We start from the raw sequence: 20,679 nt of genomic DNA on the forward strand, positions 1-20,679 counted from the left end.
GCTAGCTTTCCGGTACGAGGAAGATCGCTGCCAGCGGCGGGATGGTCAGGCTCAGCTCGGGCGTGGCGCCCTCGGAAGCACGGACCTCGCCGATATTGCCGACATTGGTGCCGCCGTAATGCGAGGAATCCGAGTTGAACACCTCGTGCCATTTGCCGGCGAACGGCACGCGGACGCGATAATTGCGATAGACGTTGGGCGAGAAATTCACGACCACGAGGCAGCGTGCGCGCGCATCATTGCCCTTGCGGATCCAGGCGAACACATTGTTGTTGGCATCGTCGGTTATGACCCATTCGAACCCGGCCTGGTCGCAGTCGAGCTCATGCAGCGCCGGCAGCGCGCGGTAGAGCCGGTTGAGGTCGCGGACCAGGTTCTGGATGCCGCTGTGCTTCGGCTGTTGCAGCAGATGCCAATCGATCGAGTAGTCGTGATTCCACTCGCGCTCCTGGCCGAACTCGCAGCCCATGAACATCAGCTTCTTGCCGGGATGGCCGAACATGAAGCTGTAATAGGCGCGCAGATTGGCGAAGCGCTGCCAGTCGTCGCCGGGCATGCGGCCGAGGATCGAGCGCTTGCCGTGCACGACCTCGTCGTGGGACAGCGGCAGGATGAAGTTCTCCGAAAAGGCGTAGTGCAGGCCGAACAGGATGTCGCCGTGATGGTGCTTGCGGTGAATCGGGTCCTTGCCGATGTATTTCAGCGTGTCGTGCATCCAGCCCATGTTCCACTTGTAGCCGAAGCCGAGCCCGCCATATTCGACCGGACGCGACACCTGCGGCCAGGCAGTGGACTCCTCCGCCGCGGTCGTCGCCTGCGGGAAGTGTGCGAACAGCTCGGTGTTGAAGCGGCGCAGGAAATCGATCGCCTCGATGTTCTCGCGGCCGCCATATTTGTTCGGGATCCAGCCGCCGGCCGGACGGCTGTAGTCGAGGTAGAGCATCGAAGCGACGGCATCGACCCGCAGCCCGTCGACGCCGTAGCGGTCGAGCCAGAACAGCGCGTTCGACACCAGGAAATTGGTGACCTCGGTGCGCCCGTAATTGTAAATCAAGGTGCCCCAGTCGAGGTGGCGGCCCTGCAGCGGATTGGCGTGCTCGTAGAGCGCGGTGCCGTCGAAATTGCCGAGGCCATGCGGATCGTCGGGGAAATGCCCGGGGACCCAATCGAGCAGCACGGCGAGGCCGGCGCCGTGACAGGCGTCGATCAGCGCGGCGAAATCGTCCGGCGAGCCGAAGCGGCTGGTCGGCGCGAACATCCCGGTCGGCTGGTAGCCCCAGGAGCCGTCGAACGGATGCTCTGATATAGGCAGGAACTCGAGATGGGTGAAACCCATGTCGCTGGCATAGGCCGGCAACTGCTCGGCCATCTCGCGATAGGTCAGCCACTCATTGCGGCCCTTGCGGCGCCACGAGCCGAGATGCACCTCGTAGATCGACATCGGCGAGCTCAGTGCGTTGACGCGATCGGGCGCCGGACGCGGATGCGGGATCTTGCGCTCGTCGATCACGATCGAGGCGGTCTTCGGCCGTACCTCGGCGGCAAACGCCAGCGGATCAGACTTCAGCGGCAGATGCTGGCCGTTGCGCCCGATGATCTCGAACTTGTAGTGGTCGCCGACCCGTGCCCGCGGGATGAACAGCTCCCAATAGCCGGGGCCGCGCACCCGCATCGGATGCCGCCGTCCATCCCAGAAATTGAAGTCGCCGACCACGCTGACTCGCCGCGCATTCGGCGCTAGCACCACGAAGCCGATGCCGTCGACACCGTCGAGCGTCATCGGATGCGCACCGAGCGTGTCGTAAACCCGCTGATGCGTGCCTTCGCCGAGCAGATAGAGATCGAAATCGCTCAGGATCGGCGGAAAGCGGTAGGCGTCCTCCAGCTCGACGACGTTGTCGCCGAATCGGGCGCGGAGCTGGTAGCGCGTCGAGCCGTTCGGCAGGGGGCCCGCGAACAGGCCGGCATCATGGATCCGCGCCAGCGGTGCGGTTTCGCCATGCTCGCCGATCGCCTCGACATTGGTGGCATCAGGCAGGAAGGCGCGCACGACGTTGCGATCCCCCTCGGCGTGCAGGCCGAGATAGTGGAACGGATCGGAGTGGCGACCCTCGATGATGGCATAGGCCTCGGCGGGCAGTTTGTTCATGCAACCTCATGCGGCTGTTGCGCCAGAAGTCTCAACAGGCCAGTCAGCGGGACGCGGAGCCAATCCGGGCGGTTGGCCAACTCATACTCGATCTCGTAGAAGGCTTTCTCAAGCAGGAAAAAGTTGAGCAGGCGGTCGGCCGCCTTGGCCTCATTGGGCCAAAGCCGCTGCCCGGCCATGGTCACGCGGTAGGCCGCCAGCAGGGTATCCGCTGCCTGGTCGCGCCATTCGGCCAGAGCGAGGCTTAACCTGCCGCTCTCGTCGGGGAAAACTTTGAGCGCCCGTTCCAGCGCCGCGGTCGCGGCATAGTCGATCGAGCGGATCAGGCCGGCGACGTCTCGCGCAGGCGGGGCCTTGCGGCGCCGCTCGGCGATGGTGCGGCCCGGTCCGCCGTCGAAATCGATGATGAAGACGTCGTCCTTGACCACCAGCAGCTGGCCGAGATGCAGGTCGCCATGGTGGCGGATGTTGAACCCGTCAGTGTCGCGCGGCAGCAGCGCCTTGAGCCGCTCCGGCAGCATATCGTGCTGGGCCTGCAATTGATCGGCCAGCAGCCGCTCGGCCTCCTTCAGGGAACTGCGGCGCTGCTTCAGCGTGTCGAACACGCGCTCGGCGCGCGCCACGATCTCGTCGATCCAGCGCTGCAGGTCCTCGGACCTGGTCGGCTCGGGGGCGAACTCGGGCAGATCCCGGTTGCTGGCGAGCGCGATGTGCAGCTCGGCGAGACGCTTTCCGGCATGCGCCATGTGGCGCAGATAGGTTGCCTGATCGCCGCCGTTCTCGGCGGGGCCTTCGCTCGCGGCGAGCAGGCGCTGCCGTTCGACGAGGCGGTCGAGGTGCGAGGCGGCCACGGTCCATAGGTCGCCCTGGTTGACCACCATCGCATGCAGCACCGCGATCGCGCTGCGCTTGTCGCCCTCGACCAGTTCAGAGGTGCCGAGCAGGGCCGGGGTGTTCGGAAAGTTGACCACTTCGGTGAGGAAGCGGCCCATCTCGATCTCCGGATTGATGCCGACTTCGAGCTTGCGGTAGATCTTGGTGACATATTCATTGTCGACCAGCGCGGTCGAATGCGGCTGATCGTTCTCGAACACGCGGATGCGCTCGGGCTGCCGTACCGGCCGGTCGGAGAAGCGGCTGGTCGGCCGGAATTCGAGCTTCAGGCCCTGCTCGCCTTCATCGACCGTGAGGTTTTCGCGCAAATTGCGCAGGAACAGGCCGGTGAAGATCTGGTCGGTGGCGACGTCGAGCAGCGTGCCCTCGCGCGCGCCCTGGCGCACGGCGGCGAAAGCGCGCGGGTTGTAGCGTTCGCGGTCGAACCGCACCCATTCAATCTGCATCGGCAGCACGTAGCGGCTGGTGGTGCCGCGTTCGGTGGTTTCGAAGAAGATCAGCCAGGGCCGGTTGTCGCCGACGTCGCAGAACGGGATCGCCGCCACCAGCGTCGGCTGGATCGCCTTGGCGGAATGCTCCGGGTACCAGCGCATCCGGGCCAGATGGCCGGGCAGCACGTCGTGCTCGAACACGCCGCGCTCCCGCGCCAGCGACGTCCAGGTCGAATTCAGCGGCACCACCAGGGTCTCGAATTCCGGCACCGCGCGCGGCGTCACCGGCTCGGACTTGTCGCGCTCCTGCAACTGGAACCAGTAGAAGCCGTAGGGCGCCAGCGTGATCATATAGGGCAGCTCGCCGATCGCGGGGAAGCGCGTGCGCCCGAGCATTTCGAGCGGGATGCGGTCCTTGAAGGCGGAGAGGTCGAGCTCGGTCGCCTGCGCCGAGCGCGACAAATTGGCGACGCAGAGGATGACCTCGCCCTGATACTGCCTGACATAGGCGAGCACCGAGCGGTTTTCCGGGCGGATGAAGGTCATGGTGCCGCGCCCGAAGGCCAGCGTCGACTTGCGCACCGCGATCAGCCTCTTGGTCGCCGACAGCAGCGACGACAGGCTGCGCGACTGCGCCTCGACATTGACGGATTCGTAGCCGTAGACCGGGTCCATGATCATCGGCGCGTAGAGCCGCGCCGGATCGGCGCGCGAGAAGCCGCCATTGCGGTCCGGCGACCATTGCATCGGCGTCCGCACGCCGTTGCGGTCGCCGAGATAGATGTTGTCGCCCATGCCGATCTCGTCGCCGTAATAGATGATCGGCGTGCCGGGGAACGACAGCAAGAGCGAATTCATCAGCTCGATCTTGCGCCGGTCATTGTCCATCAGCGGCGCAAGACGGCGGCGGATGCCGACATTGATGCGGGCGCGTGGATCGTTGGCGTAGGTCGACCATAGATAGTCGCGCTCGACGTCGGTGACCATTTCCAGGGTCAGCTCGTCGTGATTGCGCAGGAACAGCGCCCATTGGCACGCCGCCGGGATGTCGGGCGTCTGCCTCAAGATGTCGGTGATCGGAAAGCGGTCTTCCTGCGCGATCGCCATGTAGATGCGCGGCATCAGCGGAAAGTGATAGGCCATGTGGCATTCGTCGCCATGGCCGAAATATTCCTGCACGTCCTCCGGCCATTGATTGGCCTCGGCCAGCAGGATCTTGCCCTTGGCATAGGCATCGAGTTCCTGGCGCAGCCGCTTGATGATGGCATGCGTCTCCGGCAGGTTCTCGTTGTTGGTGCCGTCGCGCTCGCACAGATAGGGAATGGCGTCGAGCCGGAAGCCGTCGACGCCGGTGTCGAGCCAGCGCTTCATCACCTGCACGATGGCCCGCACCACGCGCGGATTGTCGAAATTGAGGTCCGGCTGGTGCGAGAAGAAGCGGTGCCAGTAGAACTGGCCGGCCTCCGGATCCCAGGTCCAATTCGACTTCTCGGTATCGGTGAAGATGATACGTGTATCGAGGTACTTCTGGTCGGTATCGCTCCAGACGTACCAGCTGCGCGCGCTCGAATTCGGCGGGCTGCGGCGCGCGCGCTTGAACCAGGCATGCTGGTCCGAGGTGTGGTTGATGACGAGCTCGGTGATGACGCGCAGGCCGCGCTTCTTGGCTTCCTGGATGAAGCGCTTGAAGTCCTTCATGGTCCCGAAATCGGGATTGATGTCGCCGTAATCGCCGATGTCGTAGCCGTCGTCGCGGCCGGGCGAGGGATAGAACGGCAGCAGCCACAGCGCGGTGACACCGAGCTCCTGCAAATAGCCGAGCTTCTCCGTCAGCCCGGTGAAGTCGCCGATGCCGTCATTGTTGCTGTCGGCGAACGCCTTGACGTGCAGCTGGTAGATGATCGCGTCCTTGTACCACAGCTGGTCCGCGGTCTCGGTCGCGACCTTCGCCTCGGCGTTGACGGAGGAGAATACGTTCATGACGGCTCCTTCAGGCGACACAGCGCAACAGCAACGCGGGATCGCGCGCAGGATCGAGACGCAGGCGGATGCCTCCCCATTCGAGCGCATGACGCTCGCCGGTGACAAGGTCTTCCACGTCCGTGGCGGGGCGGCGGTCATCGCCGCGGCCGAGCATGACGTCGCCGAGCGGAAGCCAGACCTCGCGCGGTTCTGACGACAGTGCAATCGCGGCCGCGATCACATTGCCCTGATCGGCCGCCTCCTTGACGAAGCCGATCACGCCGCCGTCACCGACATTGATAAAGCGCAGATTGGCGAATTGTTGCAGGGCCGGATTGTTGCGCCTGATCTGGTTGAGGGTTGCAATGTAGAGCTTGATGTTCCCCGGCTTGTCCCAGTCGCGCACCTTGATCTCGTACTTCTCGGAGTTGAGATACTCCTCGCGGCCGGGCACCGGCGCGTGCTCGAGCAACTCGAAGCCGCTGTACATGCCGTAGCTGCTTGAGAGCGTCGCGGCCAGCGCGAGACGCGACTTGAACATCCAGGATTCGCCGCTTTGCAGGTGGAAGGGCAGGATGTCCGGTGTGTTGGCGAAGAAATTCGGCCGAAAGAAGTCACGCTCGGGATACGAGGTCAACTCGCCGAGATACTGCTCGAGCTCGGCGCGCTGCGTGCGCCAGGTGAAGTAAGTATAGGACTGCGAGAAGCCGAGCTTGGCGAGGCCTTTCATCAGTTTCGGCCGTGCGAAGGCTTCCGACAGGAACAGCACGTCGGCATCGCGATCCTGCACCTCGCGGATCAGCCATTCCCAGAATGCCAGCGGCTTGGTGTGCGGATTGTCGACCCGGAAGATTTTCACGCCCTGCTCGACCCAGAACAGCACGACATCGCGCAGCGCATGCCACAACGCGCCGGCATCCTCGGACCCGAAATCCGGAGTGACCACGTCGTCCCAGCGCTGCGGGGGGTGTTCGGCCGCGCGCATCGATCCGTCCGGACGCCGCTTGAACCATTCCGGATGCTCGGTCAGCCAGGGATGATCGGGCGAGCATTGCACGGCGAAATCGAGCGCGACCTCGAGGCCGTGCGCCTTGCATGCCACAACGAACGCGCGGAAGTCGTCGAGCGTGCCGAGCTCGGGGTGCACCGCGTCGTGGCCGCCTTCGGTCGAACCGATGGCATAAGGACTGCCGGGATCGCCAGCCTGCGCGATTGCAGCGTTGTTGCGGCCCCTGCGATGCGTCTGTCCGATCGGGTGGATCGGTGCCAGCAGCACGACGTCAAAGCCCATCGCGGCGATATCGGGCAGCCGCGCGATGCAATCGTTGAAAGTCGCGTGCACGCCTGACGTCCGGCCTTGGCTACGCGGAAACATCTGGTACCACGCGCCGCTGCGTGCCCGCGGACGGTCGGCGGTGAGGGGATAGGGCTGCGATCGCATCAGGTCGCGGCGAAACTGGCTGCCGGCCATCGCCGCCTGCAATTCGGGCGCAAGCAGGGCGCCCGGCTCGCCGGTCTGCAGAAAGATTTCACATTGTTTGATGATCACGGCAGCCGCGGCAGGTCCGCCTGCCTGCGCCTGGGTCAGCATGCCGGCGCCCTCGAGCGCGTCCAGCGTGTGGTCGCTGCCGTCGCGCTGCTTCTGCACAAAGCGGTGCCGCCAGCTGGCGAATTGGTCGGTCCAAGCCTCGATCGCGAATGTGTAGCGTCCCGGCCGCTCGGGCACGAAGGCGCCGCCCCAGCGGTCGTCGCTGTGCGGCGTCATCGGAGCGGACTGCCATGCGTCGTCGCCTTCGCGTCGCCACACCAATGCCGCCGATATTACATCATGTCCGTCCCGGTAGATGTCGGCCCACACCTCGACCGGCTCGCCGGCGATACGCTTGACCGGGAAGCGGCCGCCATCGACCGACGGATAGACATCGGTGACATGAAAAGTGCCATGGGCACTCTCGACAGGCCGGAGGGTTTTGTTCACGGTGATGCCGCCATTGAGAATGCAAATGACGTCTCGACGCCGGGAAGGAGGCGCGCCAGACCCAGATAGAAAGCCGCTCGCCGGACAATGGTTCCCGGCGGGAACGCTTGATAGGGTAGAGCGTTGAACATCAACTATTCCTTTCCCGTATCAGTACAATTTAGCAACGATCCCGATACCGTTGCGAGCAAGCAGCGTGCCGAATGGACCTTTACGCCAAAGCCCAGAGCCTGGGAATCCAGACCGAGTATATCGATGGGAGCGGTCACCGCCGTGTGACAACCCCGGAGGCGCTGACAGCGATCCTTGCCGCGCTGCCGCCCCACACGCCGCGGCGGATCGTCATCGACCCCGTGGTCGTCCGAGGCGGCCATGGCGGTCAGACGCAGCTCTCCGAGGCGGCCCGGCTGCCGGTGCAATGGAAGCTCTCCAGCGGCAGCGCGGTGCTCGCGCAAGGCGAGGCACGTGAGCGGAGCGTGACGTGGCCGGCCGGCCTGCCCGAGGGCGTGCATCGCTTGCAGCTCAAGGATGCATCCGGCAGTGAGGAGCTGCCGTTGCTGGTGGCGCCGGACCGTGCGTTCGGCGGCGCGTTCGATCGCTGCTGGGTGATCGCGGTCCAGCTCTACGGCGTGCGGTCCGCGCGCAACTGGGGCATCGGCGACTTCACAGATCTGGAGGGCCTGCTCGCATTCGCGCATCGGCTCGGTGCCGATGGCATCGGGCTCAATCCGTTGCATGCGTTGTTCGACGACCGGCCGGGCGATTGCAGCCCGTATTCGCCGAACAGCCGGCTGTTCCTCAACGCGCTCTATATCGACGTCGAGAAGATTCCCGAATATCGCGTCGATGCGGCGACGCAGGCCGCGCTGGCGCAGCTGCGCAGCCGCGACATGGTCGACTATGTCGGCGTCGCGGCGCTGAAATGGCCGGCGCTGCGCGCGGCCTTCGCGGCCTTCAAGGCCAATCCCGGCCTCGGGCGCTGGCAGGATTTCGAGGCCTACCGCAAGGAGCAGGGCACGCTGCTGTCGCGCTTCGCTTGTTTCGAGGTGGTGCGGCACAAGTTCAACACGCCGTGGTGGGAGTGGCCGGACGACTGGCGGCAGCCCGACGATGCGGCGTGCACGAAATTGCGCTGGGCGCGCGACACCGCCGCCGAGGTCGAGTTCGTCGAATTCGTGCAATGGACCGCCGACCGCCAGCTCGGCGCCTGCCAGGGACTCGCGCACAAGCTCGGGATGCGGGTCGGGCTCTATCTCGACGTCGCGGTCGGCGTGCAGTCGGATGGGTTCGATGCCTGGAATGAGCAGACCGCGATCTCGCGCCATCTTGGCGTCGGCGCGCCGCCGGACCCGCTCAACACCGCCGGCCAGGACTGGGGACTCGCCGGCTTCAATGCCGCGGGTCTCGAACAGCGGTCGTTCGAACCGTTCCGGCAGATGCTGCGCGCCTCCATGCACCACGCCGGCGCAATCCGGCTCGACCACGCCTTCGGGCTGAAGCGGCTTTATCTCGTGCCGCGCGGCTTCGGCCCGGCCAACGGCGCCTATGTGCTGATGCCGTTCGAGGCGCTCTTGGCGGCGACCGCGCAGGAGAGCGCAGCCAGCCGTTGTGTCGTGATCGGTGAGGATCTCGGCACCGTGCCGCCGGGATTCCGCGAACAGATGAACGGCTGGGGCATCTGGTCCTATTTGGTGATGATGTTCGAGACCGACGACCAGGGCGTGTTCCGCAACGCCGACTATTATCTGCCGGACGCGCTGGTCACCTTCAACACCCACGACCTCTCGACCTATGCCGGCTGGCGCTCGTTCAGCGATCTCAAAACCAAGCGCGCGCTCGGGATCGATCCCGGCGAGACCGACCAGGGGCGCTGGGACGCGCTCGGCCGTCTCGACGACGTGCTGCGCCGGCTCGACATCCACCACAACGATTTCTACTCGGTGGTGGGCTTCATGGCGCGGACGCGATCGCGGATATTGGCGGTCTCGATGGAGGACCTGCTCGGCATCGTCGAGCAACCGAACATCCCCGGCACCGTCTACGAGCATCCGAACTGGAAGCAGCGGCTGCCGGTCTCGATCGAGCATCTCGCGTCGGCGATCGATATCGACGCGCTCAAGCGCGCAACCCGCGAGCGGTCGCATGCCTGACAACGCGGAGCACGGCGCGTGGCTTCCCGGATCGAAGACTACGGACTGATCGGTGATTGCGAGACCGCGGCGCTGGTCGGCCGCGACGGCTCGATTGACTGGCTGTGCTGGCCGGCGTTCGATTCCGATGCCTGCTTCGCGGCGCTGCTCGGCACCTCGCGCAATGGCCGCTGGCTGCTGGCGCCAGCCGAGACGATCAAGCGGACCTCGCGCCGCTATCGAGACGATACGCTGATCCTGGAGACGCGGTTCGAGACCAACGGCGGCGTGGTTGAACTGATCGACTTCATGCCGCCGCGCGGCCATGCCTCCGACGTGGTCCGCCTAGTTCGCGGCATCAGCGGCCGCGTCAAGATGCACATGGAGCTCGTGATCCGCTTCGGCTTCGGGGTCGATGTTCCCTGGGTGAAGAAGAACCCGGACGGCGGCGGGCTGCTGGCGATCAGCGGGCAGGACATGACCGTGCTGCGCACGCCGGTCGAGACCCGCGGCAAGGACCTGACCACGATCGCCGATTTCGAAGTCGGCGAGGGCGACACCGTGCCGTTCGTCCTGACCTACGGAGCGTCCTTTCAGCCGGTGCCGGAACCGATCGATCCCGAGGCTGCGCTGAAGGACACCGAAGACTATTGGCGAGAATGGTGCAGCCGCTCGACCTATGACGGCGGAGATCTGCGCGGCCTCGTGATGCGCTCGCTGATCACGCTGAAGGCGCTGACCTTCAGGCCGACCGGCGGCATCGTCGCCGCGCCGACCACGTCATTACCGGAGAAGCTCGGCGGCGCGCGCAACTGGGACTACCGGTTCTGCTGGCTGCGCGACGCCACCTTCACGCTGCTGGCGCTGATGAATTCGGGCTACACCGAGGAAGCGGCGGCCTGGCACAATTGGCTGCTGCGGGCCGCCGCCGGCGCGCCGGCCAACATGCAGATCATGTACGGCATCCTCGGTCAGCGCCGCCTGCTGGAATGGGAGGCCGGATGGCTGCCCGGCTATGAAGGGGCGCAGCCGGTCCGTGTCGGTAACGCCGCGCATGCGCAGCTTCAGCTCGACGTCTACGGCGAACTGATCGACGCCTTCCATCAATCCCGCATGGCCAAGCTCAAGCTCGACGAGGAGAGCTGGTCGCTGGAATGCACCGTCGTCGCTCACCTCGCCGAGGTCTGGGACCAGCCCGACCACGGCATCTGGGAGCGTCGCGGCGCGCCCCGGCACTACGTGTTCTCCAAGGTGATGTGCTGGGTTGCCTTCGACCGCGCCATCAAGAGTGCCGAGCGGTTCGGCTTCAAGGCGCCGCTGGTGAAATGGCGGGTGCTGCGCGAGGCGATCCATCGCGACGTTTGCCGACGCGGCTTCGATCCCGATCTCAACAGCTTCGTCGAAAGCTATGGCTCAAAGCTGCTCGACGCCAGCCTGCTGCTGCTGCCGTCGGTCGGCTTCCTGCCGCCGGACGATCCGCGCATCCGCGGCACCATCGCGGCGGTCGAGCGGCACATGATGCGCGACGGCTTTGTGCTGCGGCACGATCCGCGCGAGGTGTCCGATGAGATCCAGCCGATCGAGGGTGCGTTCCTGGCCTGCAGCCTGTGGCTCGCCGACTCCCATGTGCTCGCCGGAGATGTCGACAAGGCGCAGGCCATGTTCGATCGCGTGGTGGCGGTTGCCAACGATCTCGGCCTCCTGGCGGAGGAGTTCGACTCTCGAGCCGGCCGGCAGACCGGCAACTTCCCGCAGGCGCTGACCCATATCGCGCTGATCAACACCGCGCACAATCTCAGCGCCGCCAGCGCCGGTGCCGGGAAGCCCGCGGTGCAGCGGTCGACCTGATTCTCCCTCTCGCGCCTTAACGGCCGGTCGTCAGCACGACATCCATCGCGCGCGCGAAGCCGTCGTGCTCGTTGGTCTCGGTGACATGCGTGGCGTGTGCCTTGACGTCGTCGCTGGCATTGCCCATCGCAAAGGAGACGCCGCTTCTTGCGAACATCGGCAGGTCGTTCTGCATGTCGCCGATCGTGGCGACATTCTCCAGCGGCACGCCGAGGCGCTTGGCGATGCCTTCGACGAAGGTGCCCTTGTCATGGCCGGGCGGGGTGACGTCGAGATAGTAGGTCTGCGAGCGCACCGCGGTCGCATCATGGCCGACCATCTGCTGCATGTCGGCTTCGCAGCGTTGCAGCAGCGGCGCATCCGAGCTGGCACCGACGATCTTGCAGGCCTGGTCGAGATAAGGCGCGAAGTCATCGACGATGGTCGGATCGTGCTTGATCGCGCGCTTTTCATGCGCGTTGTATTCGCCGTTGGGATTGCGGGTCAGCCAGCGGTCGTTGGTGAACAGCCAGATGTCGATGCCACGCTCGCGGAGCAGGTCGATGCAGCGCTTGGCTGTCGCGGCGGGGATCAGATGCTGTTCGAGTGGCTTCAATTGCGGATCGACGATCGATGAACCGTTGAAGGCGCCGATCGGCAGCGTGATCGCGAGCGGCGCGACCAGGAAGCCCATCCCGATCGTCGGCCGGCTGGAGACGATGGTGAAGCCGATGCCGGCCTCGTGGAGCTTGCGCACCGCCGTCAGGGCGCCGTCGGTCAGGGTCTTGTCCTTGGTGAGCAATGTGCCGTCGACATCGGATACGACAAGGGCGATACGATTCATGGGCGGTCCAGCTTCAATTGATTGACGATGTCTTCGATGATGGTGTCGACCGAACGGTCGATCGCAACAATGATCGGGCGTTCGTCCGGCGTCGGCGGCTCCAGTGTCTTGAACTGGCTCGCAAGAAGTCCGGGCGGCATGAAATGATCCTTGCGCGCGGCCAGCCGCGTCGCGATCAGCTCCTGGGTGCCGTCGAGGAAGATGATGCGGACGTCGTCGCGGCCATGCACCAGGATGTCGCGATAGCTGCGCTTCAGCGCCGAGCAGGCGATCACGGCGCGTTCGCGGACGCTACAGGTGCGATCGATCTCGGCGGCGATCGCGCGCAGCCAGGGCCAGCGATCCTCGTCGGTGAGCGGCTGGCCGGAATGCATCTTTGCGACATTGCTCGGCGGATGGAAGCCGTCGCCGTCCTCATAGCGCCAGCCGATCCGGATCGCGAGGCGGTCGGCGATGGTGCTCTTGCCTGAGCCGGAGACACCCATGACGACCAGCGCGCAGGGATTTTGCCTGTCACCCAAGGTGGTCACCCAGCAAAGTCATCCAGGAAAATTCTCCGGCAGCGCCGCCTGATCGATCAGCCAGACGGTTTCGCCCAGCGATCGTGCGCGGTTTGCCGGCAGGTTCTCGCCTGCGAACAGGCGCGTCAAGATCGCACGCTTGTTTTCACCGGCCACCTCGAACAGCATCTCGCGGCAGGAGGCGAGGGCAGGCAGCGTCAAGGAGACGCGCGGCACGAACGGCTCGACATTGGCCTTGGGCACTCCGACCACCCAGCGTCGGGTTTCTTCGACCGCGGGATAGCCGGGAAACAGCGAGGCGGTGTGACCGTCAGGCCCGATGCCCATCAGCACCAGGTCGAACAGCGGCCGCTGCGGGTCGAGCTGCTCGGCGCCGTAGAACGCCATCAGCTCGTTCTCGTACAGCGCCGCGCTGACGTCGGGATCCCTGAGGTCGGCGGTGTCGGTTGCGATCGGGTGGACATTCGCAGCCGGGGCGCAGCGGTCGAGGAAGGCCTGGCGCGCCATGCTCATGTTGTGCAGCTTGTCCTTGCGCGGCACCAGGCGCTCGTCGCCGATGAACCAGTGGATACGGTCCCACGGGATCAGCTCGCGATAGTCCGGCGTCGCCAGCAGCTGGTAGAGCGCCTTCGGACTGGAGCCGCCGGTGAGGCAGACCGCGATCCAGCCGGGATTCCCGGCGATCCGCGCGATCACCCGTTCGGCGGCCGTCTTCGCCAGCGCCGCCGGATCGGCGACCGTGATGATCTTGCGCTCGCCGCTCGTGGTCATGCTCAGCCCAGCTTCCGCCAGCTGCGGCCGTCGCGCGTCAGCAGCGCGTTGGCGGCCTCCGGGCCCTCGCTGCCGGCCTTGTAGGGTTGCAGGCCGCGCCCGCCGGCCGTTCTCCAGGCGTCGATGAAGGGCTGCACCGCCTGCCATCCGGCCTCGACACTGTCGGCGCGCTGGAACAGCAAATTGTCGCCGATCATGCAGTCATAGATCAGCGTCTCGTAACCGGTCGACGGCTCGGCCTTGAAGTAGTCCTTGTAGCGGAACTTCATCTCGACGCCGTCGATGTTGATGGCCGGGCCAGGCACCTTGGTGTTGAACTGCAGCTCGATGCCTTCGGTCGGCTCGGTCGAGATGACCAGGTAATTCTGCGACAGGCGGTCGACCGCGGTGTCGCGGAACATCGCGAACGGCGCCTGCTTGAACTTGATCGCGATCTCGGTGCGCTTGGCGGTCAGCGCCTTGCCGGTACGCAGATAGAACGGCACGCCGGCCCAGCGCCAATTGTCGATGGTCAGCTTCAGCGCGGCATAGGTTTCGGTCGAGCTGTTCGGCTTGACATCCGGTGTCTTGAGATAGTCCTCGATCTCGGTGTCGCCGACCCGGCCGGTGCGATACTGGCCGCGCACCGAGTTGGACAGCGCTTCCTGCTCGCTCTGGATCTGGATCGCGCTCAGCACCTCAGCCTTTTCCGAGCGCACCGCGTGGGCGTCGAAGCGCGCCGGCGGCTCCATCGCCACCAGCGACAGCAGCTGGAACAGATGGTTCGGCACCATGTCGCGCAACGCGCCGGTTGCGTCATAGAAGCTGCCGCGATGGCCGACGCCGAGCTTCTCGTCCACCGTGATCTGGATGTGGTCGATGTGGTTGCGATTCCAGATCGGCTCGAACATGCCGTTGGCGAAACGCAGCACCAGGATGTTCTGGACGGTTTCCTTGCCGAGGTAATGGTCGATCCGGTAGATCTGGTGCTCGTCCATCAGCTTCAGCAGCGCGGCATTCAACGCCCGGGCCGATGCCAGGTCGGTCCCGAACGGCTTTTCGATGATCAACCGCCGCCAGGCGCCGTTTTCCTCCAGCATGCCGGTGCGACCGAGTTGCTCGCTGATCGGCAGGAAGGCGCTCGGCGGGGTCGCAAGATAGAACAGCCGGTTGCCGCCGGTGCCGCGCGCCTTTTCCAGCTTGTCGAGCCGTTCGTTCATCGCGTCGAACGACGCGGGATCGCGTGGATCGGCCTCGACCGAGGTGACGCATTCAAACAGCCGCTTCGCGATCGCCTCGTCTACCGGGCGGGTGGCGAACTTGCGCAGCCCCTGCATCAGGCTGTCGCTGAGCTGCTCGCTCGACATGCCCTTGCGGACGATGCCGACGACGCAGAATTTGTCCGGCAGCAGGTTGCCGGCGGCGAGATTGTAGAGCGCCGGGACGACCAGGCGATGGGTCAGATCACCGGTGGCGCCGAAGATGATGAAGGAGCAAGGATCGGGTTTCTTCTGCACGTGACCTTCCGTGGTAATCGTCTCGAGCCCCCGTTCCGATTGCATCGAAACGTGGACTCCAGATTTCGTTTTGACGCGCTTTCTTCACGCGAACCGGTGTCCATCCCGCATCAAGTGCGGGACAGGCCCCGCTCGAAAACGCCTTTAAGCCTTCTTCGGCGGCTCCTTGTGGCCGCCAAAACCTGCGCGCATCGCCGAGAGGATCTTCTCCGCGAAGGTATGATCCTTGCGCGAGCGGAAGCGGGTGTAGAGCGCGGCCGTCAGCACCTCGGCCGGCACCGCCTCGTCGACCGCGGCATTGACGGTCCAGCGGCCTTCGCCGGAATCCTCGACAAAGCCGGAGTAGTTGTCGAGCGTGTGGTTCTGCGCCAGCGCCGAGGCGGTGAGGTCGAGCAGCCAGGACGGGATCACGCTGCCGCGCCGCCAGACTTCGGCGATGTCGGCGATGTCGAGATCGAAGCGATGCTCCGCCGGCAATGCCTCGATGTTGGCGTTCTTCAGGATGTCGAAGCCTTCGGCATAGGCCTGCATCAGGCCGTATTCGATGCCGTTGTGGATCATCTTGACGAAATGCCCGGCGCCGACGGGACCGGCGTGGATATAGCCCTGCTCGATGCGCGGGTCGCGGCCCTCGCGTCCCTGGGTGCGCGGGATGTCGCCGATGCCGGGCGCCAGCGTCTTGAAGATCGGGTCGAGCCGGTCGACCACGGGCTTGTCGCCGCCGATCATCATGCAGTAGCCGCGCTCGATGCCCCAGATGCCGCCGCTGGTGCCGACATCGACGTAATGCAGTCCGCGCTCCCTGAGCGCCTTGCCGCGGCGGACGTCGTCCTGCCAGAAGGTGTTGCCGCCGTCGATGATGACGTCGCCGGGCTGCATCAGCTTCGACAGCGCCTCGATGGTGGCTTCGGTAATCTTGCCGGCCGGCAGCATCACCCAGGCGGTGCGCGGCGCTTCCAGCTTGAGGACGAAATCCTCAAGCGAAGAGGCGCCGGTGGCATTGTCCGCGACCAGCGCGGCGACTGCCTTGGGGTCCTTGTCGTAGACCACGGTGGTGTGGCCGTTGCTCATCAGGCGGCGGACGATGTTGCCGCCCATCCGCCCGAGGCCGATCATGCCGAGTTGCATCGCGCGCCTCCGTCAGTTCAGTGCGGCCGAGATCGCGGCGTCGAGTGCCGCAAGCCCGGAGTTGAGGTCGCCCTTGAGATGCACGCGCAGCGCCCGCCGGCCGCGCTCGGTGAGCACGTCGAAATCGCCGCGCGCCTGCGCCGCCTTGATGACGCCGAAGCTCGCCTTCTGGCCGGGCACCGCCAGGTCCTGGCTATCGTCGGTCGTGACCTGCAGGAACACGCCGCTGTCGGGGCCGCCCTTGTAGGCCTGCCCGGTCGAATGCAGGAAGCGCGGGCCGAACTCGGCGCAGGTCGCAAGGTGCTTTGCATCACGCAGCTTCAGCCGCATCGCCTGCATCGCGTCGATGGTGTCGCCGTCGCGCTCGATATAGGCGAGCAGGGCGACATAGTCGCCGCGGCCGGAGCGCGACAGGTGGGCCTTGATCCACGAATTGAGATCGCCGTTGGCGCCCGCCTTGCGCAGCTCCTCGGCGTTCTGCGCGTCGGTGTAGAGCTCGACCCCATCGGCCGACACCACCGGCTGCTCGGCCGGCAGCGCGCCGGTCTTCTCGAACGCCGCGGTCAGCTCGCGCGTCTTGATCTTGGCGGCCTCGACGTCGGGCTGGTTGAACGGGTTGATGCCGAGGATCGAGCCGGCCACCGCAGTTGCGATCTCGAAGCGGAAGAACTCCTGGCCGATATGGTCGATCGATTTCATCACGATCCGGACCACCGGATGGCCGGCGGCCTCGAGCGCCGCTAGTTTTGCCTCATGCGCGGCATCGTGCTCGCGTTCGGTGCGGAGGTCGATGAAGAAGCGGTCGTTGCCGTAGACCGCGGCGTCGCCGATGGTTTCGCCCTCGATCGGGACCAGGCCCTTGCCGTCCTTGCCGGTGGATTCCGCGATCAGCTGCTCGGCCCAGGCGCCGAAATCGGCGACGTCGGGTGAGGCGAACAGCGTCACCTTGTCGCGGCCTTCGAGGCCGGCGATGCCCATCGCCAATCCAAGCTGGACGCCCGGATTTTCCTGCGGCGGCACGTCGGCGCCGCAGGAGCGCACCATGGCGAGGGTGTGGCCGAGCAGGCTGCGGACGTCGATGCCCGCTGCGGCCGCCGGCACCAGGCCGAACGGCGACAGCACGGAATAGCGGCCGCCGATCGCCGGGTCCCCGTAGAAGATCCGGGCAAAGCCCTGCTTGATCGCGACCTTCTGCAGCGAGGAGCCCGGATCGGTCACCGCGATGAAGCGGTGGCCGGCCTTGTCCTTGCCGATCGCCTTGGCGACCCGGTCGAAGAAATAGTCCTTCATCACGTTCGGCTCGGTGGTGCCGCCGGATTTGGAGGACACGATGAACAGCGTCTTGGCGATGTCGACATACTCCTCCATCGCGCGCACCTGCGCCGGATCAGTCGAATCGAGCACGTGCAGCCGCGGGAAGCCGGATTTGTGCGGGAAGGTCTGCGCCAGCACCTCCGGCCCGAGGCTCGATCCGCCCATGCCGAGCACGACGGCGTCGGTGAAGCTCTGGCCTTTCACGCGCTTGGCGAAATCCTCGTAGTCGGTGACATCGGCGGTTGCGGCGCTGGTCAGCCAGCCCAGCCATTTGTCCTCGTCATCGCCGGTCCAGACCGACTTGTCCTTGTGCCAGAGCCTGCGAATCTTGGCCGAGGCGCGCCATTCCTCGGCGCTCTTCTCGACCGCCTTCGCGATGCCGGCGCCGAGCGCCAGCTTCTGGTGGTCGATGCCGCCGCCGAGCGAGGTGGCGCGCTTGTGGGCAACCGCGCCGTACAGCTTGTCAGCCGCGTCGGCGAACAGCTTGACGCCGTCCTTGACCAGCTCCTCGGTGATCGCATCGAGCGAGATGCCGGACCGCTCCAGCTCCTCCAGCACGCGGCGGGCCGCCTCGACATTCTCCTCCAGGCTGTCGCGGACCTTGCCGTGATCGCGGAAGGCGTCGAGCGTGGCCGGCGGCACGGTGTTGACGGTGTCGGGGCCGATCAGCTCCTCGACATAGAGCACGTCGCTGTAGTCCTTGTTCTTGGTGCCGGTGGACGCCCACAGCAGCCGCTGCGGCTTGGCGCCCTTCTTCGCGAGCTTATCCCAGCGCGCGCCCGAGAACAGGCGCTTGTAGTCCTGGTAGGCGAGCTTTGCGTTCGCGATCGCGACCTTGCCCTTCAGCGCGGCAAGCCGCTCCTTTTCTAAGGGATCGTTGGCGCGCGCGATCTTCTCGTCGAGCTGCTTGTCGACGGCAGAGTCGATGCGGCTGACGAAGAAGCTGGCGACGCTCGCGACATGGGAGGGGTCGCCGCCCTTGGCGACGTACTTCTCCAGGCCCTTGAGATAGGCCTCGGCAACCTGGCGGTAGACCTCCTGGGAGAACAGCAGCGTGATGTTGATGCTGATGCCTTCGCCGATCAGATACTCGATCGCCGGCAGGCCTTCCGGCGTCGCCGGCACCTTGACCATCAGGTTCTTGCGATGGACGTCCTTCCAGAGCCGCTCGGCCTCCACGATCGTGCCCTTGGTGTCCATCGCCAGATAGGGCGACACTTCGAGGCTGACGAAGCCGTCGCCGCCGTGGCTGTGGTCGTAGACCGGGCGCAGCACATCGGCGGCATGCTGGATATCCACGACAGCAAGGTGCTCGAACAGGTCGGCGACCGAGCGGTCGCCCTTCTTGAGCGCCTGGCCGATCGCCCCGTCATACTCGTCCGAAGAGCCGATCGCCTTCTCGAAGATCGAGGGGTTGGAGGTCACCCCCTTGACGCCGTCGGTCTCGATCAGCCGCTTCAGATCCCCCTTGGCGACGAAGCCGCGGGCGAGGAAGTCCAGCCAGACGGCCTGGCGGTGATTTTCGAGTTCTTTGACGGGGTTCATGGGTGCCTGTTCTCGTTCGATCGAGGGTCGGTTTTTGGGTTCCCGGGCAGCTTTCGGGGACAGCGGAGGATTGTCAACATCAGGTGGGGCCCGGGCGGAATATCAGCATTCCCAAGGGATAACGCCATTCACAACAGTTCGATCCCCTCGGACGCGGTCCCGAGCAGACCCTGATCTCGGCACATTTTTATGACGCGTTGCGGCGCACGCCTCAGGTCAGGGCCGCAGGTAGAGGTAACCCTGGGATTGCAGCTCGGCGAGCCGAACGACGCCGCCGCGCTCGGCGGCGACGAAGCCGGGCAGCAGGTCCTTCAGGCCGATGTTCTGCGATTTCATGGTGTTGCCGCAGGCGGCAAGCTCGATCCCGTCCCTGGTGAACTGCCCGACATGCTTTGACAGGTCGGGATTGGCCGCTGCCGAATGAAACGCCTTCAGCGCCTGGCCGTGCACCACCAGCGCGATCGTGACATTGCCGGGGCCGCCGACGCCGTCGAGATGGTTCTGGATGTTGCCGATCACGAAACCGACCTTGTCGAGGTCGTCGAGGTGATAGGCCACCTTCAGCTTCTGCTGCGGCGCTTCGGCCGTGGCGTTGGCGCGTGACGCGGCGAAAGCGGCGCCGATTGCCGAGAGCGTGCCCCACAGGATGCTGCGTCGGTGCATGGCGTCCCTCGCGCAATTGTTGTTGACGAGCAATCCTATCACTTGTGGCGGAGCGCAGCGAGTTCCTTGCGGTCAGTCACAAGTTCGGCGCATTCGCGCAAGTCCGCGCGATCGATCCGAAAGATCCTGTCGTCGGCGCCGGCGAGCAGCTCTTCGCTCGCGTCATCGTCGGGCTTGTTGCGATTCCACATCCTGATGCTGGCGAGGCGCGCGATCGCGGATTTATCGTCCTTCGACAGCGCCACGCTGATGCCGCCGCCTTCACAATCGACGCTGCATTCGAAGCGGATTTCGTGTCCGGATTCGGTCGCGAGCGCGTGGTGGCAATAGCCGCTGGAGTCGAAATTGCCCGAGCGGTGGCGGTAGGCGACGCCGAGGCGGAACGAGTAGTTGGTGGTCTTGTCCTCCGGTGCGTCTTCCGCCGAGACCAGCAGCTTCATGGCGCTGACCTTCTGCTTCGGATGCTGCGCCAGATGATTTGCATCGTAGCGACGCACAAAGCAGGCATAGGCTTTCGCCCCTAGCGGGCCTGCAAACATTCTGTTGTCGAAGGCGGCTGCGGTGGCCTTGTCGACCTCTTCCTGCGCCTGGACGGCCGACGTGGCGCCGGCACCGGCTGCGACGGCAAGTGCGACAACGAGGAGCGTCTGCTTCATGGCCGCCTCGGGAATAGCCCGCGCCTCCAAGGTGTCATCTTTACAGCGCGGCAATGGTGCCGCGCGGAACTGCGCGGGCTCGTTGCCTTAGTCGCGGCGACAAGGAGGCACGTTCAACGGCACATAAACCTTTGTTTATGCGGCCCCGTGAAGTGCCCATCTTGACGCCAAGGCTGGACAATCACACCTCTTCAGGGAAGCCCAACGTTCATCTTCGGACGGGGAAGTTGCCCCGCTCGGATGTCCGCTTCGGAGGCGCTGTTGGAGGCTCTAGCCCCGGTAAACCACGGATGTGGCGAAGGGGCTACAACCGCCAAAAACAGGCCACCAACAGGGGATATTGATGAACCATTAAGCTTCCTGCCTGTTGA

The 20,679-nt window shown here is 65.3% G+C and carries 13 protein-coding genes; 2 read left to right on the top strand and 11 right to left on the bottom strand.

All coding sequences use genetic code 11. The features are described 5' to 3' along the window. Position 1: 1 nt before the first annotated feature. Genes glgB through ACTUWL_RS24390 form a run of 3 tightly spaced genes read right to left on the bottom strand, consistent with a single transcriptional unit; the run spans position 2 to position 7,414 of the window. Positions 2-2,149, bottom strand: a complete 2,148-nt coding sequence (glgB, locus tag ACTUWL_RS24380) for a 1,4-alpha-glucan branching protein GlgB (protein ID WP_021080896.1) — start codon at positions 2,147-2,149, stop codon at positions 2-4. After that, positions 2,146-5,454 carry a maltose alpha-D-glucosyltransferase gene (treS, locus tag ACTUWL_RS24385; RefSeq protein ID WP_021080895.1) on the bottom strand — a complete coding sequence of 1,103 codons (3,309 nt, stop codon included), beginning with the start codon at positions 5,452-5,454 and terminating at the stop codon, positions 2,146-2,148. Before treS ends, glgB begins: the two co-directional genes overlap by 4 nt. A gap of 10 nt (positions 5,455-5,464) precedes the next feature. Then, positions 5,465-7,414 carry an alpha-1,4-glucan--maltose-1-phosphate maltosyltransferase gene (locus ACTUWL_RS24390; RefSeq protein WP_021080894.1) on the bottom strand — a complete coding sequence of 650 codons (1,950 nt, stop codon included), beginning with the start codon at positions 7,412-7,414 and terminating at the stop codon, positions 5,465-5,467. A 203-nt stretch (positions 7,415-7,617) separates the two neighbouring features. Here ACTUWL_RS24390 and malQ point away from each other — a divergent pair, with 203 nt between their 5' ends. Both malQ and ACTUWL_RS24400 read left to right on the top strand, forming a co-directional pair. Continuing rightward, positions 7,618-9,564, top strand: coding sequence for a 4-alpha-glucanotransferase (gene malQ, locus ACTUWL_RS24395; RefSeq protein ID WP_021080893.1), 1,947 nt, complete (start codon positions 7,618-7,620; stop codon positions 9,562-9,564). Between the two features lie 18 nt (positions 9,565-9,582). After that, complete coding sequence (locus ACTUWL_RS24400; RefSeq protein WP_021080892.1) at positions 9,583-11,391, top strand: glycoside hydrolase family 15 protein; 1,809 nt, start codon at positions 9,583-9,585, stop codon at positions 11,389-11,391. A 16-nt stretch (positions 11,392-11,407) separates the two neighbouring features. Here the strand turns inward: ACTUWL_RS24400 and ACTUWL_RS24405 are convergent, their stop codons facing one another. The 8 genes from ACTUWL_RS24405 to ACTUWL_RS24440 form a co-directional block, all read right to left on the bottom strand. Then, the gene (locus ACTUWL_RS24405) at positions 11,408-12,214 is read right to left on the bottom strand and encodes a Cof-type HAD-IIB family hydrolase (RefSeq protein WP_021080891.1); all 807 of its coding nucleotides are present in this window, start codon (positions 12,212-12,214) and stop codon (positions 11,408-11,410) included. Next, positions 12,211-12,699: a gluconokinase gene (locus tag ACTUWL_RS24410; RefSeq protein WP_021080890.1), complete on the bottom strand. Its 489-nt coding sequence runs from the start codon at positions 12,697-12,699 to the stop codon at positions 12,211-12,213. The genes ACTUWL_RS24405 and ACTUWL_RS24410 overlap by 4 nt, the downstream gene beginning before the upstream one ends. Before the next feature lie 54 nt (positions 12,700-12,753). Next, positions 12,754-13,506, bottom strand: coding sequence for a 6-phosphogluconolactonase (gene pgl / locus ACTUWL_RS24415; RefSeq protein WP_021080889.1), 753 nt, complete (start codon positions 13,504-13,506; stop codon positions 12,754-12,756). Between the two features lie 2 nt (positions 13,507-13,508). Then, a complete protein-coding gene (zwf, locus tag ACTUWL_RS24420; RefSeq protein WP_021080888.1) occupies positions 13,509-15,047 on the bottom strand; it encodes a glucose-6-phosphate dehydrogenase in 1,539 nt (512 codons plus the stop codon). Between the two features lie 99 nt (positions 15,048-15,146). After that, complete coding sequence (gene gnd / locus ACTUWL_RS24425; protein ID WP_021080887.1) at positions 15,147-16,130, bottom strand: phosphogluconate dehydrogenase (NAD(+)-dependent, decarboxylating); 984 nt, start codon at positions 16,128-16,130, stop codon at positions 15,147-15,149. Positions 16,131-16,142: 12 nt separating this feature from the next. After that, positions 16,143-18,989, bottom strand: a complete 2,847-nt coding sequence (locus ACTUWL_RS24430; protein WP_021080886.1) for a bifunctional transaldolase/phosoglucose isomerase — start codon at positions 18,987-18,989, stop codon at positions 16,143-16,145. Positions 18,990-19,205: 216 nt separating this feature from the next. Continuing rightward, the gene (locus ACTUWL_RS24435; RefSeq protein ID WP_021080885.1) at positions 19,206-19,652 is read right to left on the bottom strand and encodes a DsrE family protein; all 447 of its coding nucleotides are present in this window, start codon (positions 19,650-19,652) and stop codon (positions 19,206-19,208) included. Positions 19,653-19,690: 38 nt separating this feature from the next. Then, the gene (locus ACTUWL_RS24440; RefSeq protein ID WP_021080884.1) at positions 19,691-20,308 is read right to left on the bottom strand and encodes a hypothetical protein; all 618 of its coding nucleotides are present in this window, start codon (positions 20,306-20,308) and stop codon (positions 19,691-19,693) included. Positions 20,309-20,679: the final 371 nt, after the last annotated feature.

The sequence above is a fragment of the Bradyrhizobium sp. WCU1 genome (assembly GCF_053474805.1).